Raw genomic sequence first — 16,508 nt, forward strand, 5'->3', positions numbered from 1 at the left:
GTCATTCCGGGGCGCCCGCGAAGCGGGCGAACCCGGAATCCAGAGGTTTTGGGCGAGATTCCGGGTTCGATGCTGCGCATCGCCCCGGAATGACGGCGATGGCTAGCCCGCCAGGGCGTCCGCCTCGACTCGCCGGACCAGATCCGGCAATTGCCGCATGTCGGCAAAGATCAGGTCGGCGCCGGCCCGGCGCAGCGTCTCGTCGTAACCGTCGCGGCAATGGCTGCCGCCGTGGAAGCCGAACACGGTCATCCCGGCCGCCCGCGCGCCGGCAATGCCGGCCAGACTGTCCTCGATCACGACACAGCGCTCTGGCGGCACGCCCATTTCGTTGGCTGCGAACAAGAACAGGTCCGGCGCCGGCTTGCCGTTCCTCACCTGCGAGGCCGAGAAGATGTTCGGTGCGAGGCGCTCATGAAGAGCGGTGCTTCCGAGGCTCACGCGCATGCGCTGATGCGAGCCGCTGGAGGCGACGCAGACGCGCTGCGTGACGATATCGAGCACGTCGTGGATGCCGCGGATCGCTTCGAGATCGGCCTCGAACGAACGGAACAGCTCGTCCTGCAAGTCGCCGTGATAGGCCTCCGGCAGCTTGCGACCGAGCTCGGACTCGATCTCGAGATTGGCCTGCCGCGTGGAGCGGCCGAGAAAGCGCTCGAACACCTGCTCCGAGGTGATGGGATAGCCGTGCCGGCTCAATACGTCCGCATGCGCGCGGCAGGAGATGACCTCGCTGTCCACGAGCACGCCGTCGCAATCGAAGATGATGAGATCGATGGGCACTGAACTTAAGACGTCGGCTTGTCGTCGTCGAGCGGGACGCAATAGAGCTCGAGCCGATGGTCGACCAATTTGTAGCCGAGCTTGCGGGCGATCTCCGCCTGGAGCTTCTCGATCTCTTCGGAGGTGAACTCGATCACCTTGCCGTCGCGCAGGTTGATGAGGTGGTCGTGATGGCTGTCGCGCATCTGCTCGTAGCGCGCGCGGCCCTCGCGGAAATCGTGGCGTTCGATGATGCCGGCATCCTCGAACAGCTTGACGGTGCGATAGACCGTCGAGATCGAGATCTTGTCGTCGACGGCGACGCAGCGCCGATACAATTCCTCGACGTCGGGATGATCGACCGCCTCCGCAAGCACGCGGGCGATGACACGGCGCTGCTCGGTCATGCGCATGCCGGTGGCGGCACAGCGTGCCTCGATGCCGGATGCCTTGGATGCAGAAGAAGGTTTCAGTGCGGTCATGGATTGTCTGCCTGACGGGGCGCTTTGTGCCAACAATGTTACGACAAGTCACGTCGCATCAGAAGTGCGTTCAATTGTTCCCCGTTCGGCTGCTTATAATAGCGTTCGCGGCGCCCGACCACCATGAATCCGGCCCGGTCATAGAGCCGCCGCGCCGGCTGGTTGTTCTCYTCGACCTCGAGAAATATCGTGCGCACCCCGCGTCCCGCGAGATGGCCGAGATGGGTCATCAGCAGCGCGCGGGACAGACCGCGGCCGCGATGAGCTTGATCGACGGCAATGGAGAGGATTTCCGCTTCATCCGCGCCGATCCGCGACACCGCAAATCCGATCGTCTTGCGGCCCAGGCGCAGCCGATGCACGAGCGTGTTGCGCTCGCCGATCATGGTCTCGAACTCGCCTTCGCCCCAGCCGTGCGCGAAGGATGCGCCGTGAAGCTGCGCCAGCCGCGCCGCATCCCGTACGGATGCGGGCTCGACGGCGGCGGTGCCGCCGCGCCACCACTCCGACAACCATCTCATCACGAGGTTGCGGCTTGTGCTGCGCGTGGCGGCATGGCTGCCGGCTTTGCATCGGGCGCGCGCAGATAAAACGGCCGCGCCGGCGTCGTTTCGGGATCGGCGGCCGCGCCGAGCCACGCGACCCAGCCGATGTCGGGCGCGGCCTGCGCATCGACTGCAACCGGTTGCGGTGCGTCCTTTGGCCAGCGCTCGGCGAGGATTTTTGCGGCATTGCCGACCAGATGCGGCGCGCCGAATTGCGAGGCCGCAATCGCCTCGTCGATGCTGGCGACTTTCGGCCGCACCAGCTGGCCGCCGTCGCCGGCGACGATCTGGAAATAGACGTGATCGTGCCGCGCGTCGATCGCCGAGATCACGGGCGCCGTTCCGCTTTGGCCCACGACGGTGGCGGCGTAGGCCGACAACGTCGTCAGCCCGACGGCCGGCCGCCTGGCCGCGAGCGCAAGTCCGCGCGCCGCCGAAATGCCGACGCGCAAGCCGGTGAAACTGCCGGGGCCGACGGTGACGGCGATGCGGTCGAGCGAGGTGAATGCGAGATTGGCGGACTGCATGACACGCGCGATCATCGGCATCAGCGCCTCGGCGTGGCCGCGCTTCATGAGAAGCTGCTCCTGCGCAAGCAGCTCGCCGGCGTCGGTGTCGAGAACGGCGGCCGCGCATGCTTCCAGCGCGGTGTCGATGGCAAGGATCAGCATGAGACAGCGAATGGCGAGTGGCGAATAACGAGGAGTGTAGCGAACCACGCGCCAATCCGCCATTCTTCACGCACGATTCGTAGCCCCCTGATATCGCCGCGCTTCGTAGGGTGGGCAAAGCGAAGCATGCCCACCACGGCTGTTTCATCTTGGTTGGTGGGCACGGCGCAAGAGCGCCTTTGCCCACCCTACGGCGCTGCCGCTCACATCGGCCGCCCTTCTGTCATTCCGGGATGGTGCGTCAGCACCAGACCCGGAATCTCGAGATTCTCAGGCACGCAACTGCGCGCCGGGGCTCGGTCCTTCGGACCGCCCCGGAATGACGACTTCGTCGTCACATCGGCCGGACTTCGACCACGTCGGGCACGAAATGCTTCAACAGGTTCTGGATGCCGTGCTGCAGCGTCGCGGTCGATGACGGGCAGCCGGAGCAGGAGCCCTTCATGTTAAGATAGACGACGCCGTCCTTGAAGCCGCGGAAGGTGATGTCGCCGCCGTCATTGGCGACCGCCGGGCGCACGCGGGTCTCGATCAGGTCCTTGATCATGTCGACCGTCTCGGCGTCGGCCTCGTCGAAGAACTCGTTCTCGTCGTCGAGATCGGCATCGCTTTGGGCTGCACCGTCGGCGAGCAGCGGCGCGCCGGACATGTAGTGCTCCATGATGGCGCCGAGGATCGCGGGCTTGAGCTGCTGCCATTCACCGCTCGCCTTGGTCACGGTGATGAAGTCCGATCCGTAGAACACGCCGGTGACGCCGGGCACCTCGAACAGCTTTTCGGCGAGCGGCGACTGCGCCGCGGTTTCGCGGCTTGCAAACTCCACCGGGCTGCCGTCGACGACGACGCGGCCGGGAATGAACTTGAGCGTGGCGGGATTGGGGGTGGCTTCGGTTTGAATGAACATGGTTTTCTCCGGACGTCGCCGGTTCAAGGCCGGCGCGTAGCTATCCAGTAGCAGATGGCGACGGCGAACGCACGGTCAAGGGGTAAGGAGCGCGTTTCGTTGTTATATCAGCGGGTTAGGATACTCAAATAGTCCCGCGCCGTCATGGCCGGGCTTGTCCCGGCCATCCACGCGTTACTTCCCCCCGGTCCCAAGAACGTGGATGCCCGGGACAAGCCCGGGCATGACGAGAAGCTGGTTGGCCATTCGCCCAGACCAGGAGAGCTACGACAGCGAATCCACGCTCTGGTCGCTCAGTGCCCCGGAGATGATCGTCACCGGAACGGGGAACGTGCCCAGCGCGTGCGCCAGCAGCGAGACCAGCGGCCCCGGACCTTCCGCGCCGGGATTGGCGGCGAGCACCAGCATGGCGATGTCGGGGTCCTCGTCGATCACCGCGAGCAGCTGTTCCATCGCGGCACCTTCGCGGATGACCCGCTCCGGCGTGATCGCGGCGATGCCGTTGGCGCGGCCTGCGGCACGGTCGAGCGCGGCCTCCGCCGCTTCATTCGCCTCGGCCCTCATGATGTCGGCGACCCCCAGCCATTGCTGGTTCTGGTCCTCGATCTCGATGATACGCAGCATCACCACGCCGCCGCCGGCACGGATCGCCCAGCGGCTGGCGTAATAGACCGCGCGATCCCATTCGGCGGTGTCGTCGACGACGACGAGGCATTTGGGCTTGTGACCCGGCTCGAAGCAAAGTCGCTTGCTGGTCATGCATGTCCCGGCGTGTGCGCGGCCGACATGCTGCCACACTCTCCGTGGGTTTGGGAGAGGGGACGTCGGCCGGCGCCGTGGCGCTGGCCGTCTTGTGAACGCAACAATCAGCGCCGGCGGATGAAGCCGACGATGTCCTTCGACAGCCTCATGGTCTCGTCGGCGATCGCGCGGGCCCGGTCGGCGCCGTCGTTCAGGATCGCGTCGATATGGCCGGGATCGGCGACGAGGCGCTTCATCTCGCCGGCGATCGGCGCGAGCTTGGTGACGCACAGCTCTGCCAGCGCGTTCTTGAAGCTGGAGAACTGTCCGCCGCCGAATTCGCGCAGCACCTCGGCCTTGCTGCGGCCGGAGAGCGCGGCAAAGATGCCGACGAGATTGTCGGCCTCGGGGCGCGCTTCCAGGCCCTTTTCCTCGGTCGGCAGCGGCTCCGGATCGGTCTTCGCCTTGCGGATCTTCTGCGCAATGGTGTCGGCGTCGTCGGTCAGATTGATGCGTGAATTGTCCGACGCATCCGACTTCGACATCTTCTTGGTGCCGTCGCGCAGGCTCATCACGCGCGTCGCCGGGCCCGTGATCAGGGGTTCCGGCAGCGGGAAGAACAGGCCGTCATTGGCGCCCTGGCTTCGGATCGAGTCGCCGAAATCATTGTTGAACTTCTGCGCGATGTCGCGCGAGAGCTCGAGATGCTGCTTCTGGTCCTCGCCGACCGGAACATGGGTGGCGCGGTACAGCAAAATGTCGGCCGCCATCAGCACGGGGTAGTCGAACAGCCCGACGGACGCATTCTCGCGGTCCTTGCCGGCCTTCTCCTTGAACTGGGTCATGCGGCCCAGCCAACCCATGCGCGCGACGCAGTTGAAGATCCAGGCGAGCTCGGCATGGCCCGAGACCTGGCTCTGGTTGAACACGATGTGCTTGTTCGGATCGATGCCGCTGGCGATGAACGCCGCGGTCACCTCGCGGGTGTTGCGCGCGAGCTCGGCCGGTCCGCCCCAGACGTCGACCCCTTGCGTGATCGCGTGCATGTCGACGACGCAATAGATGCAGTTGTGGGTTTCCTGCATCTTCACGAAGTTGACGATCGCGCCGAGGTAATTGCCGAGATGCAGATTGCCCGTCGGCTGGACGCCCGAAAAGACCCGTTCAACGAATGGCATGGTAAGCTGTCCTGGCAAGCCTTCCTGAGATATTCGGCCGTCGTTTCCAACAGCGGCGCTGCCCCGTCAAGGGTAATTCCATCGCCTTACGCGCCGAGGTCGGGCCGGGCAGGCCGCTTCAGGGCATTGGCCGCCTCGCGCCAGGACGCGACGCCGAGAATTTGCAGGATCAGCCCGTAGACGGCGATCCCCGCCGCGATCTGCAGGCCCAGCACGATGAAGCGGATGAGGCCATGGGCCTCGGCGGGCATCAGACCCGCGGTCAGCCAGAGCAGGGCGCCCATGGCGAGCGCGGCGAGCACGATTCGCGGCAGCCGCTTGCGGGCGGCTGCGTCGACCGAGAAGCCGAATTCGGTGGTGCCGGTCCGGAGCAGGGCGAGCGCGCTGCTCCAGGCCCCGGCGGCAATGCTCGCCGCGATCCCGCTTGCGCCGAAAAAATGGCCGAGCAGGACCGCGAGCGCGACCGCGACCACAAGCCCTTTGGCGGTCGCCAAGAGCGGCGTCATGGTGTCGCTGCGGGCGAAGAAGGCCGGCGACAGCGCCTTGATCAGCACGTGGGCCGGCAGGCCCAGCGCCAGCCACATCAGCGCGCGCGCGGTGGCCGTGCTGTCATCTGCGCCGAAGGCGCCATGCTCGAACAACAGCCGCACGATCGGCTCGGCCAGCACGACCAGTCCGAGCGTGGCGGGCAGCGCCAGCCCGGTCGCAAGCTCCAGCGCGCGCGATTCCGCGTGCGCCACCGCGTCACGGTCGCCGCTCGCCACCGCGCGCGTCAGCTCCGGCACCAGCACCGTGCCCATGGCGACGCCGACGATGCCGAGCGGCAGCTCGATCAGGCGGTTGGCGAAATAGAGCCAGGAGACGGCGGAGGGTGTCGCGGACGCAATGATCGCACCGGCCACCATCAGCCATTGCGGGCCCGAGCTTGCGATCATGCCGGGGATAGCCTTGGCAAGGAAGCCGCGCATGTCCGTGTCGAAGTTTGCGCGCAACGGTGTCGCAAGGCGCCCGCTTCGCCGCGACAGCAGCATCACGAGCTGCAGCAGGCCGGCGACGCCGACGGTGGCGGCCAGCATCCACGCGGCGAAGGCCGCATCGGCGTGCCAGAGCAGCAGGGCCGCGATCGCGGCGATCAGGGCGATGTTGAACAGCAGCGGCGAGAACGCCGTGAGCGCAAACCGTCCCTGCGCATTGAGCAGTCCCATCAGCACCGTGACGGGGCCGGCAAAGGCGAGATAGGGCAGCATCAGCCGCGCGTTCTGGACGGCGAGATCGAGCGTGGGGCTGCCGAGAAAACCCGGCGCGACGAGCGTGATGATCAGCGGCATTGCGAGCGCGATGACGATCGAGATCGCGATCAGGGCCGCGCTGACCGTACCGAGCACGCGTCCCGCGAACGCCGCTGCGGCCGCCTCGCCATCGCGGTCACGGACGCGCAGCCAGGCCGGGATCAGCGCCGCATTCAGCGCCCCTTCGCTGAGCAGCCGCCGCACCACGTTGACGAGCTGGAACGCCGCCAGAAAGGCATCCGCCACGGCACCGGTGCCCAGCAGCGCCGCGATCAGGGAATCGCGCGCAAAGCCCAGCAGCCGCGAGGCCAGTGTTCCCGTCGAGACGGTCAGGAAGGAGCGGATCATCGGGCGTTCATACCATGGCGTTTTCGGGCGAGCTGGCCCCGGTTCGCGTCAAGAAAACGCGTCAAAAGATAACCCTCGTTGCTTGCTCGCGCGGCCCCGGTCGTGATAGGCCGCGAGCTGCATTTTCAGGCCGACAGGAAGCGGATTTTCCGCGAGATCGCAATCGGGCAACGGGATCAAAGTGAATGGCTGACGTGAAATACGACGTTCTCGGGATCGGCAACGCGCTGTTCGACGTGCTGGTCAGGACCGATGAAGCCTTTTTGGCCAGGCACGCCATGACCAAGGGCAGCATGTCCCTGATCGACGAGGCGCGGGCTGCCGCCATCTACAAGGACATGGGCCCGGCGACCGAGGTCTCGGGCGGCTCGGCCGCCAACACCATCGTCGGCATCGGCAGCCTGGGGGCCCGAGCCGCCTATGTCGGCAAGGTCAAGGACGACCAGATCGGCAAGCTCTATGTCCACGACATCCGCGCCGCCGGTGTCGCCTTCAACACGCCCGCGGCGAAAGACGGCCCGGCCACCGGCTGTTCCTACATCCTGGTGACGGGCGACGGCGAGCGCACCATGAACACCTATCTCGGCGCCGCGCAGGATCTGTCGCCCGCCGACATCGATCCGGCCGAGATCGCGAGCGCCGGCATCGTCTATCTCGAGGGCTATCTCTGGGACCCCAAGAACGCCAAGGACGCCTTCGTCAAGGCCGCCAAGATCGCCCATGATGCCAAGCGCAAGGTGGCGCTGACGCTGTCGGATTCCTTCTGTGTCGACCGCTATCGCGACGAGTTTCTCGCGTTGATGCGCAACGGCACCGTCGACATCGTCTTCGCCAACGAGTCCGAGCTGCATTCGCTCTACATGACCTCGGACTTCGACACCGCGCTGAAGCAGCTGCGCAACGACGTCAATCTCGGCGTCGTCACCCGCAGCGAGAAGGGCTGCGTGGTGGTGTCGCCGGAAGACGCCGTCGCCGCACCTGCGTTCCCCATCACGCAGCTGGTCGACACCACCGGCGCCGGCGACCTCTTCGCCGCCGGCTTCCTGTTCGGACTGGCGCGCGAGCTGCCGTACAAGCAGTGCGGCCAGCTCGGCGCACTCGCCGCCGCCGAAGTGATCCAGCACATCGGCGCACGGCCGCAAGTGTCGCTGAAGGAGCTCGCCCAGCAGCGCGGGCTGACGGGGTAGCGCGAAGTCGCCTCATTCTCGCTGTCATCGCCCGGCTTGACCGGGCGATCCAGTACTCCGAGACGTCAGTGGTTTATCGGCGTACTGGATTCCCCGCTTTCGCGGGGAATGACAGTTTTCGTGTGGCGAGAGTTGCGCCCCTCACGCCGCCTTCTGCCCGCTGCCCGCATCGAGCCCGGCATAGACGCCGCGCTCGAATCCCGCGAAAGCCTCCAGGCATTTGGCGTCGACGAACGGCAACACCTGCATCAGGATCACGCCGGCAACATCGCGCGCCGGGTCGATCCAGAAATAGGTATTGGCGAGACCAGCCCAGGCGAGGCTGCCGGCGCTGCGGCCCTCCGGCGTCTTGGCAGTGTTGATCAGGAAGGAGAGCCCCCACTTCTTCACGATGTCGGGAAAGAGATCGACGTCGTTCGTGTACATGGGCGCCACCGTCGTCATCTTGCCAATGGTGAGATCGCCAATGTGGTTCTGGCCCATCAGAGTGACCGTCTCGGGCTTCAGCACCTGGTTGCCGTTGCCGCGGCCCTTGTTCAGGATCATCTGGGTGAACTTGATGTAGTCGCTGGCAGTGCCGTAAAGGCCGCCGCCACCCATGCAAAATTCCGGATTCTGCTCGATCTCGAACGGGATCGGCGCCAGCGATCCATCCTCGCCGCGTGCGTGCGTGGCGACCAGCCGCCGGCGCATGTTGTCGGTGATCTTGAAGCCGGTGTCGCTCATGCCGAGCGGGGTGAAGAGATTGTCGCGCAGATAAGCGTCGAGACGCTTGCCGCTCACGGCTTCCACCGCCTTGCCGACGAAGTCGATGTTGATGCCATACTCCCAGCGGGTGCCGGGATCGGACATGATCGGCGTCTTCAGCGCGACGTTCTGGCAGGAGAAGATGTTCGGGATTCCGGTCTTCTCCAGATAGACCGCGAGATCGCCGTTCCACACATTGTAGGCGAAGCCGGCGGTGTGGGTCATGAGCTGGCGCAGCGTGATCGGTCCCTTCGCCGGCCGCAATTTCGGCTCGCCCTTGGCGTCAAAGCCTTCGAGCACCTGCGGCTTGGCGAGGTCGGGCAACACCTCACCGATCGGCGCGTCCAGCGACAGCTTGCCTTGCTCGACCAGTTGCATCGCGCCCGCCGATGTCACCGCCTTCGTCATCGAGGCGATCCAGAACACGCTGTCGGGCGTCATCGCGTCGGGCTTGGACAGGTCGCGCTTGCCGAACGCGCCCTGATACAGCACGTCGTTGCCGCTGGCGGCAATCGCGACGACGCCGGGAATCTCTTTTGCGTCGCTTGYCTTACGCAGAACCTCGTCGATCTGGGCTTGGCTTTGCATACGCGTTTCCTCCGGTTTGATTATTGTTGGAAGTGATCGATTGTCCTCCCGCGTGCTCCGTGCGGCAAGCGCGTCCGTGGGTCTTGACCGGTCGCGATGTCGTGACTTGACGACCCGCGCCCCGCGCAGGACGACAGGGCGACTGGACTGCAACACTTCCTCACAATCTGCGGTGGATGGCCGCACTTCGCAGTGACCCAGAACGGGCTCAGGCGATATGCTTCGAGGGTTTTCGAGCACTTGAACCATTTTGTGCGTTGCGGCGTTCAGCACCCGCCTCAATGAGGCGGCCGACGTTAAGACTTGATGCAAATTTGGCGGCTGCTGATCGGCCGCGAGGGGGCCTCTGATGATTTCAACCTGGAGCGAATGGAAGCGCTATCCCCGTCCCGGACGGGGCGACAATCTCGAGGCGCCGATTGCGCCGGGCATCTACGAGGTCCGCATCGCCGGCACCGGCGCGCTCTATTCGTTCGGCGCGGTCGACAATCTGGCGCAGGCGCTGGCGCTGCTGCCGGTCGGCTCGAAGTCGTGGTTCGGCCGCCGCGACACCTCCGACGCCCCCGATCTCGAATACCGGACCTGCGCGACGTCCTCGAAGGCCGACGCCAAGGCCGCGGCGGAGCGCATGATCGGCCGGCGCGAAACCTATATGAGCGGCGCGGCGTAACCTCGCGGATCCCACTTTAATTCCCACCAGATGCGCGTTGCGGGACGGTGCATTGCGCGCCGCTTGTCCCTATATTCCGGGCCGATCCGATCGTCCGAAGGAGCAACGCCATGACCCCGACCGCCGCCGCACGCGCCCAACACGCCACATCCACCCTGCGCGACCGGTTGAAGGATCCCTCGCTGCTGAAGGAGGCGTGCTACATCGACGGCGCCTGGGTCGGCACGCCGGTCTTTGCCGTCAACAATCCCGCGACCGGCGTCGAGCTCGCGAAAGTCCCGCAGCTTGGTGCTGACGAGACCACCAAGGCGGTGGAAGCTGCCCAGCGCGCGTTCCCGGCCTGGGCCAAGCACACCGCCAAGCAGCGCTCCAACATCCTGCGCAAATGGTTCGAGCTGATCATCGCCAACCGCGAGGACCTGGCGCTGATCCTCACCTCCGAACAGGGCAAGCCGCTGACGGAAGCGCTCGGCGAGGTCGACATCGGCGGCGCCTATGTCGAGTTTTTCGCGGAAGAGGCCCGTCGGGTTTATGGCGAGACCATTCCGACCCAGCGGCCCGATGCGCGCCTGCTCGCCATCAAGCAGCCGATCGGCGTCTGCGGCGCCATCACGCCGTGGAATTTCCCGAACTCGATGATCACGCGAAAAGTCTCGCCGGCGCTGGCGGCCGGCTGCACCGTGGTGCTGAAGCCCGCCAATGAGACGCCGCTGTCGGCGCTGGCGCTCGCCGTGCTGGCGGAAAAGGCCGGCGTGCCCAAGGGCGTGTTCAACATCATCACCGGTGATGCACCGCCGATCGGCAAGGTGCTGTGCGAGCACCCGGCGGTGCGCTTCGTCGGCTTCACCGGCTCGACCGCTGTCGGCAAGATTCTCTACCAGCAGGCCTCCGTCGGCGTGAAGCGGCTCGGCCTGGAGCTCGGCGGCAACGCGCCGTTCGTGGTGTTCGACGACGCCGATATCGATGCCGCGGTCGAAGGCGCCATCGTCTCGAAATACCGCAACATGGGCCAGACCTGCGTCTGCGCCAACCGTCTCTACGCCCAGGACAAGATCTACGATGAGTTCGTGAAGAAGCTCTCGGCCAAGGTCGCGGTGATGAAGATCGGCGATGGCACCGAGAGCGGCGTCACGCAGGGCCCGCTGATCAACCTGAAAGCGGTCGACAAGGTCGAGCGCCACATCGCGGATGCCGTGAAGCGCGGCGCCAAGGTTGTCACCGGCGGCAAGCGCAGCGAGCTCGGACGTTCCTTCTTCGAGCCGACCGTGCTTGCCGACGTCAAGCCGGATTCGCTGGTGGCGCAGGAAGAGACGTTCGGCCCGCTCGCCCCGGTGATCCGCTTCAAGGACGAAGCCGACGTCATCGCGATGTGCAACGCCTCGCCGTTCGGTCTGGCCTCCTACTTCTACTCCCGCGATCTCGGCCGCGTCTGGCGCGTCGCCGAAGCGCTTGAGTCCGGCATGGTCGGCGTCAACACCGGCCTGATCACCACGGAGGTCGCGCCCTTCGGCGGCGTCAAGGAGAGCGGCCTCGGCCGCGAGGGCTCGCGCCACGGCATGGAAGAATATGTCGAGATCAAATACGTGATGATGGCGGGGGTTTAGGCTCTAGTCTTGTAGCCCGGATGGAGCGAAGCGTAATCCGGGACATCCGTCGCTTGTGGCACGATCCCGGATTGCGCTGCGCTCCATCCGGGCTACGAAACCACGCAAGCAATCAATTCTTGCTTCGGCGCAGTTCGCTGGGACTGTATCCAAGCTCGAGCCGCATCCATTTGGCGAGGTGAGATTGATGGGAAAAGCCCGCTTCAAGGGCAATTTCGCTGAGCTTGCGATTGCCTTGAAGCACCAGCTGCTGCGCGTGCTCCACCCGCCTCCTCAGAACGTAGTGATGGACCGTGACGCCCATCGCCGCCTTGAACCAGGCCCGTAGATGCGAGCTGCTGACACCGGCCTCGCGGCTGAGAATGTCGATGGTGAGCGGCTGGTCGAGATTCGCATCGATATAGGCCAGGACTCTCTGGAGCTGCGCGTTCGACAGGCGGATGGCCTGGGCCGGCGGGTCATTCGCCAGGTTCAGCAATTCGACCGCCAGGGCCATTCCCACGTTCTCAGCAAACAACGGGCCGCTCGGCGAGCCCGCTTTCAGGTCGCTTTCGAGAGCCTGTCCAAGCAGAACGATGCGGTCATTCCGCAGCATATGATGGTGCGTCAGTCGGGCGGATGCCGATTGTCGAGCCCTGGATGCGGCATGGTCCAGCATGCTCGGCGCGAGTCGGATCTGAAGCGACTGGTAGGGCGTCTCCGCGACAAAGCCGCCGACGGCGCCGCACGGAATCACATCGATATCGCCGGCCTGACGCAGAAACTGATCCCCGGTCTCAAGACAGAATGAGCGCGTCGCAGGGCTGAGGTGGATGACGATCCGGTGATCGCGGATCGGCTCGAGCGCGACGGAGTCGGGCTCGGTTCGCATGGCCGCGGCGGCGGTACCGGCCGATGTTGGCGCCGAACGCGGTCTCGCATGCATGGGCCAGGCTCCAGATCTTGGCGGAACGTGCTCGGTATTTGGCGCCTTGTGCGCGATTTTCAACGGCTCCGAGGCCAAGAACTCATCTGTCGTCTCGTGACAAATGAGGATGCCAAGTGAGTCATTACGTGATTGTCGGAGCCGGTCCCGTCGGGCGCGAAACCGCCCGCCTTCTTGCGGAGGACGGACACAGCGTCATCCTGACCAGCAGGAATGCCGGGTCGCTCGATCTCGCAGATGTGCGTACGGTTTCGTCGGATGCCACCGACGCCGCACAGCTGGCGTCACTCAGCAAGGGCGCCGACGCGATCTTCATGTGCGCCATGGCCGCCTATCACAGATGGCCGACCGACTTCTTTCCGATCATGGACGGAACGGTCAAGGCGGCCGAGCAGGTTGGTGCCAGGCTGATCGTGGTCGGGAATGTCTATGGCTATGGCGCGGCGGCCGTGAGCCCTCTCACTGCGGACCTGGAGCCGGACCCGACCACCCGGAAGGGCACGACCCGGCACATCATGTGGCAGCGTGCGCTGCGATCGAACGTTCCCGCGCTCGAGGTCCGTGCAAGCGACTATCTCGGCAAGGGCGCGGTCGCGTATTTCTCGCTGCTGGCACTGCCGTCGCTGCTCAAGAACGAGCCGGTCGCGTTCCTTGGCGATCCCGATGTGGCGCATGCCTGGTCTTTCACCAAGGACACGGCGAGGACGCTGGTCGCTGCGTCGCGCTTTACCGGAAAATGGGGCCGCGCCTTTCACGTGCCGTCGCAGTCCGCGTCCGTGCGCGAACTGGTGCGCAGATTTGCGGTCGCGCTGAGGATTGGCGTTCCGGACCTGCTTCGCCTCACCTCGGCCGATCTGGAAGGCATCGGCTTCAGCGAAGGGATCGAGATGTCTTATCTGTTCGAGAAGCCGCTTCTGCTCGATGCCGGCGATACCGAGAAACTGTTGGGCGTCGCCGCGAGCAGCCTGGACACGATGGTTAGCGATACCCTGTCGTAAACGGCAGGCATGGTCATGTGGAGGAGAAAATCCAATGAGCGAACGCGTGACAAATCTCGTCCGGAACTACATTGCCGTCTGGAACGAGCGAGATGCCGGCAAACGCCGGCGGCTGATCGACGAGGTCTTCAGCGACGCGTGCGTCTATATCGACCCGAATGACTCGGTCGCCGGACGGGATGCAATCGAGCGCCTGGTGGAAGCCTTGCAGGCAAGGCTTCCGGACCTGCGCTTCACGCTTGCAGGGAGCGTGAATGCGCATCACGATCAGGTCCTGTTCGGCTGGACGTTGGCCGCGCCGGGAGCTGCAACCCCGGCTGCAACAGGCATTGACATGGCGGTCCTGGATGGAGACCGCATCCGGCAGCTTCACGGCTTTGTAAATCCGCGGCAGTGATAGCCCCGTAGCCCGGATGGAGCGAAGCGCAATCCGGGGCCTCTGTCGCTTGTGGCACGATCCCGGATTACGCTTTCGCTCCATCCGGGCTACGGGCCAATCATCGCCTCAGCACCGCGATCGTCCGGTTCGCAAACGTCAGCCGCTCGGCCATGATCGACACGAAATAGGTCAGCAGCTTGTGGCTGAGCGCGGGGTCCTCGGCCTTGATCTCGTCGAACTGGTGCGTGTTCAGCACATAGAGGACGCTGTCGACCTCGGCCTGGATCGTCGCGCTGCGCGGCGTCTGCGACACCAGGCCCATCTCGCCGATCGTGGTGTAGCGGCCGAGGCTGCGCACGCGCGTGGTGCGGTCGTCGTCGGCGGGGATCATGATGCCGACGCGGCCGTCGAGGATGAAGTGCATGGAATCGGCGGGATCGCCGGCCTGCACGATGACGTCGCCGGCCTCGACCTCGAGGCGCTGGCAGCGGCGGATCAGCTCGTCGGCATCGTCCTCGCTGTCGAGGATCCCCGTGAACCAGTCGCGCAGGCTCGCCTGCTCCTGTTCCAGCCCCTGATGCTTCGCGATGAGCTCGTTCTCGCACCATTCCAGCGCATGATCGAGCTCGGGAATGATGGTGACGCTTTCGCTGATGAAGTCGCTGGAACGCAGCACCTTCTCGGCCGCGGCCGACAGATGCACCAGGATCAGCTCGACGCCGAGATCGGCGGCGCTGCGCTTGATCTGGGCAAAACTATAGGCGGCCGAGGAGTCGACGCCGGTGACGAGCTTGAAATCGAACAGCAAATAGCGGCACTCGGGGCGTTCCTGGAGCAGTTGCTTGACGTGCTGGTAGAGCCGGTTGGCGGAGCCGAAGAACAGATAGCTCTGGAGGTTGAGGCCCTGGATCTTGCCGCCATGGGCCAGCAGCACCTCCTGGTCGTCGCGCGAGCGGTCGAGCGAAGAGCGATATTCGGCGCCGTCGAAGCTGTATTTGATCGATTCGACCCGCGCCGCGCTGAACGCGAAGGTCGCGCAGCCGATGACGACGCCGATCAGGATGCCGGGCACGAATCCCCAGAGAACGATGATCGCGATGATGGCGACCAGCGAGAGGTATTCAAGCCGCGAGAGCCGCTTGCGCGATTCGATGAGCCATTTGTGCAGCTGGTCGGCGCCGAGATAGAGCAGCAGGCCGCCGAGCACGAATTTCGGCATGAAGCCGAGCAGTTCCGGCGCGATCGCGAGCATCAGCAGCGAGATCGCCGCGACCGTGAACCCGGACAGGCGCCCACGGCCGCCGCTGGAGAAATTGAGGATCGAGCGGCTGACCGAGATGCAGCCGGCATAGCCGCCGAGCACGCCGGTCAGGATGTTGGCCGCGCCGGTGACGTTGAGCTCGCGCTCCAGATTGGCCTCGCGATGCACGGCGACCTCGATGCCGGTGGTGTTGAACAGCGTGCTGGAGGCAGTGACGAAGATCACGGCGACAACGTTGCCGAGCAGGTCCGGCACGGCGGACCAGGGATAATTCGCGAGATCGTCGGTGTGCCAGGGCAGCATGAAGGCCGCCGCCGGCGGCGGCTGGAAGATCCAGCCCAGGGCGCGCGCTTCCTCCGGCGAAATCCCTGCGATCCAGAACGCCAGATGTGCCGTCAGCATGCCGCCGACCAGGATGATCGGCAGGCCGAACGGGCTGCGCGAGCGGTGCCAGGCCAGATACAGCACCATCGCCATGGCGCAGGCGGCGCCGAGCTCCGACAGCGTGATGCCGTCGGTGAAGCGCAGCATCGTTGCGAATTGCACGGGGTGATCGGTGATCACCCGGATCGCGCCCATGACGATCAGGAGCCCGGTGGCGCCGAGGAAGCCGCCGACCACCGGATAGGGCACGTAGCGGATGGCGCGGCCCAGTCGCGTCAGCCCCAGTCCGCACAGCACGATCCCCGTCAGCCCGGTCGACAGGCCGAGCGTGATCAGGACCGGCTGCAGCAGCGGTGCCGACAGATTGGCCGCTTCGACGCGCTCGACCAGCGAAGCGGCCAGAATGCCCGTCACCGCGGCCGTCGAGCTGTCGGGGGCGGCGATCGCGAAGGGCAGGGAGCTTCCCAGCGCGATGACGGCGGCGATCATCGCGGAGCTGATGAAGGTCGCGGCGATGCCGTAGGACAGATAGGGCGACAGCGGGCCTGTGAAGATCAGCAGCGCGTAGGACAGCCCGAATGTGATGGTGAGGACGCTGGCGGCGCTCCCGCCCAATATATCATTCAGCGCACGCTTGATGGACGGATTGACCCCGGTGACCGGACCGAGGTCAATTGCTGGATCTGTCACGCTGTGACACTCGCTCATGAACATTCCCGTCCGAGACGTAGACGACTGCGAGCCTAGCGCAACTGGATTCTTTCAGCTGTGAGGTATCCGACAGTTTTGGAGCGATGCGGCGGGGATGTGGGTCCGCGGCTTGTGAACGGCCGATCATACGCGGG

Annotated in this window: 16 protein-coding genes; 5 read left to right on the forward strand and 11 right to left on the reverse strand. The window is 65.3% G+C overall.

Annotated features, from left to right (window positions below; translation table 11 throughout):
• Positions 1-102 precede the first annotated feature (102 nt).
• The 8 genes from ACXJL8_RS01795 to murJ all read right to left on the reverse strand — a co-directional run bounded on the left by ACXJL8_RS01795 (position 103) and on the right by murJ (position 6,920).
• Entirely contained in the window at positions 103-783 is a 681-nt protein-coding gene (locus tag ACXJL8_RS01795; protein WP_456618497.1) for an HAD family hydrolase, read from the reverse strand.
• 5 nt (positions 784-788) lie between these two features.
• On the reverse strand, positions 789-1,244 hold the full coding sequence (locus tag ACXJL8_RS01800) for a Fur family transcriptional regulator (RefSeq protein WP_094894339.1): 456 nt from the start codon (positions 1,242-1,244) through the stop codon (positions 789-791).
• 38 nt (positions 1,245-1,282) lie between these two features.
• Entirely contained in the window at positions 1,283-1,768 is a 486-nt protein-coding gene (gene rimI, locus ACXJL8_RS01805) for a ribosomal protein S18-alanine N-acetyltransferase (RefSeq protein WP_456618496.1), read from the reverse strand.
• Positions 1,765-2,460, reverse strand: a complete 696-nt coding sequence (gene tsaB, locus ACXJL8_RS01810; protein WP_456618495.1) for a tRNA (adenosine(37)-N6)-threonylcarbamoyltransferase complex dimerization subunit type 1 TsaB — start codon at positions 2,458-2,460, stop codon at positions 1,765-1,767. The genes rimI and tsaB overlap by 4 nt, the downstream gene beginning before the upstream one ends.
• A gap of 334 nt (positions 2,461-2,794) precedes the next feature.
• The gene (locus ACXJL8_RS01815) at positions 2,795-3,364 is read right to left on the reverse strand and encodes a NifU family protein (RefSeq protein WP_456618494.1); all 570 of its coding nucleotides are present in this window, start codon (positions 3,362-3,364) and stop codon (positions 2,795-2,797) included.
• Between the two features lie 264 nt (positions 3,365-3,628).
• Positions 3,629-4,123, reverse strand: a complete 495-nt coding sequence (locus ACXJL8_RS01820; protein ID WP_456618493.1) for a universal stress protein — start codon at positions 4,121-4,123, stop codon at positions 3,629-3,631.
• A 107-nt stretch (positions 4,124-4,230) separates the two neighbouring features.
• Positions 4,231-5,283: a tryptophan--tRNA ligase gene (gene trpS, locus ACXJL8_RS01825; RefSeq protein ID WP_456618492.1), complete on the reverse strand. Its 1,053-nt coding sequence runs from the start codon at positions 5,281-5,283 to the stop codon at positions 4,231-4,233.
• 86 nt (positions 5,284-5,369) lie between these two features.
• Positions 5,370-6,920: a murein biosynthesis integral membrane protein MurJ gene (gene murJ, locus ACXJL8_RS01830; protein WP_456618491.1), complete on the reverse strand. Its 1,551-nt coding sequence runs from the start codon at positions 6,918-6,920 to the stop codon at positions 5,370-5,372.
• A 185-nt stretch (positions 6,921-7,105) separates the two neighbouring features.
• Here murJ and ACXJL8_RS01835 point away from each other — a divergent pair, with 185 nt between their 5' ends.
• Positions 7,106-8,107: an adenosine kinase gene (locus ACXJL8_RS01835; RefSeq protein ID WP_456618490.1), complete on the forward strand. Its 1,002-nt coding sequence runs from the start codon at positions 7,106-7,108 to the stop codon at positions 8,105-8,107.
• 141 nt (positions 8,108-8,248) lie between these two features.
• On the opposite strand, the gene ACXJL8_RS01840 is transcribed toward ACXJL8_RS01835, so the two are convergent.
• The gene (locus ACXJL8_RS01840; RefSeq protein WP_456684520.1) at positions 8,249-9,442 is read right to left on the reverse strand and encodes a serine hydrolase domain-containing protein; all 1,194 of its coding nucleotides are present in this window, start codon (positions 9,440-9,442) and stop codon (positions 8,249-8,251) included.
• A gap of 349 nt (positions 9,443-9,791) precedes the next feature.
• Here ACXJL8_RS01840 and ACXJL8_RS01845 point away from each other — a divergent pair, with 349 nt between their 5' ends.
• Positions 9,792-10,112, forward strand: coding sequence for a hypothetical protein (locus ACXJL8_RS01845; RefSeq protein WP_148773504.1), 321 nt, complete (start codon positions 9,792-9,794; stop codon positions 10,110-10,112).
• 110 nt (positions 10,113-10,222) lie between these two features.
• Complete coding sequence (locus ACXJL8_RS01850; RefSeq protein ID WP_456618488.1) at positions 10,223-11,716, forward strand: NAD-dependent succinate-semialdehyde dehydrogenase; 1,494 nt, start codon at positions 10,223-10,225, stop codon at positions 11,714-11,716.
• 112 nt (positions 11,717-11,828) lie between these two features.
• Here ACXJL8_RS01850 and ACXJL8_RS01855 read toward each other — a convergent pair whose 3' ends face one another.
• Positions 11,829-12,641 (reverse strand): helix-turn-helix transcriptional regulator, encoded by an 813-nt coding sequence (locus ACXJL8_RS01855; RefSeq protein WP_456618487.1) that lies wholly within the window; start codon positions 12,639-12,641, stop codon positions 11,829-11,831.
• Positions 12,642-12,757: 116 nt separating this feature from the next.
• Here ACXJL8_RS01855 and ACXJL8_RS01860 point away from each other — a divergent pair, with 116 nt between their 5' ends.
• Positions 12,758-13,639, forward strand: a complete 882-nt coding sequence (locus tag ACXJL8_RS01860) for an NAD(P)H-binding protein (protein ID WP_456618486.1) — start codon at positions 12,758-12,760, stop codon at positions 13,637-13,639.
• Positions 13,640-13,673: 34 nt separating this feature from the next.
• Positions 13,674-14,036 carry a nuclear transport factor 2 family protein gene (locus ACXJL8_RS01865; RefSeq protein ID WP_456618485.1) on the forward strand — a complete coding sequence of 121 codons (363 nt, stop codon included), beginning with the start codon at positions 13,674-13,676 and terminating at the stop codon, positions 14,034-14,036.
• A gap of 100 nt (positions 14,037-14,136) precedes the next feature.
• Here ACXJL8_RS01865 and ACXJL8_RS01870 read toward each other — a convergent pair whose 3' ends face one another.
• Positions 14,137-16,353: an SLC26A/SulP transporter family protein gene (locus tag ACXJL8_RS01870; RefSeq protein ID WP_456618484.1), complete on the reverse strand. Its 2,217-nt coding sequence runs from the start codon at positions 16,351-16,353 to the stop codon at positions 14,137-14,139.
• Positions 16,354-16,508: the final 155 nt, after the last annotated feature.

This window comes from Bradyrhizobium sp. P5_C11_2 (genome assembly GCF_054049755.1).

What these genes read in the sequence shown, in the direction of transcription:
- ACXJL8_RS01800 (WP_094894339.1), bottom strand. Translation starts at nt 1,244, where the DNA reads ATGACCGCACTGAAACCTTCTTCTGCATCCAAGGCATCCGGCATCGAG.
- ACXJL8_RS01855 (WP_456618487.1), bottom strand. Translation starts at nt 12,641, where the DNA reads ATGCATGCGAGACCGCGTTCGGCGCCAACATCGGCCGGTACCGCCGCC.
- trpS (WP_456618492.1), bottom strand. Translation starts at nt 5,283, where the DNA reads ATGCCATTCGTTGAACGGGTCTTTTCGGGCGTCCAGCCGACGGGCAAT.
- ACXJL8_RS01845 (WP_148773504.1), top strand. Translation starts at nt 9,792, where the DNA reads ATGATTTCAACCTGGAGCGAATGGAAGCGCTATCCCCGTCCCGGACGG.
- ACXJL8_RS01815 (WP_456618494.1), bottom strand. Translation starts at nt 3,364, where the DNA reads ATGTTCATTCAAACCGAAGCCACCCCCAATCCCGCCACGCTCAAGTTC.
- ACXJL8_RS01835 (WP_456618490.1), top strand. Translation starts at nt 7,106, where the DNA reads ATGGCTGACGTGAAATACGACGTTCTCGGGATCGGCAACGCGCTGTTC.
- tsaB (WP_456618495.1), bottom strand. Translation starts at nt 2,460, where the DNA reads ATGCTGATCCTTGCCATCGACACCGCGCTGGAAGCATGCGCGGCCGCC.
- ACXJL8_RS01865 (WP_456618485.1), top strand. Translation starts at nt 13,674, where the DNA reads ATGAGCGAACGCGTGACAAATCTCGTCCGGAACTACATTGCCGTCTGG.
- murJ (WP_456618491.1), bottom strand. Translation starts at nt 6,920, where the DNA reads ATGATCCGCTCCTTCCTGACCGTCTCGACGGGAACACTGGCCTCGCGG.
- ACXJL8_RS01850 (WP_456618488.1), top strand. Translation starts at nt 10,223, where the DNA reads ATGACCCCGACCGCCGCCGCACGCGCCCAACACGCCACATCCACCCTG.
- ACXJL8_RS01820 (WP_456618493.1), bottom strand. Translation starts at nt 4,123, where the DNA reads ATGACCAGCAAGCGACTTTGCTTCGAGCCGGGTCACAAGCCCAAATGC.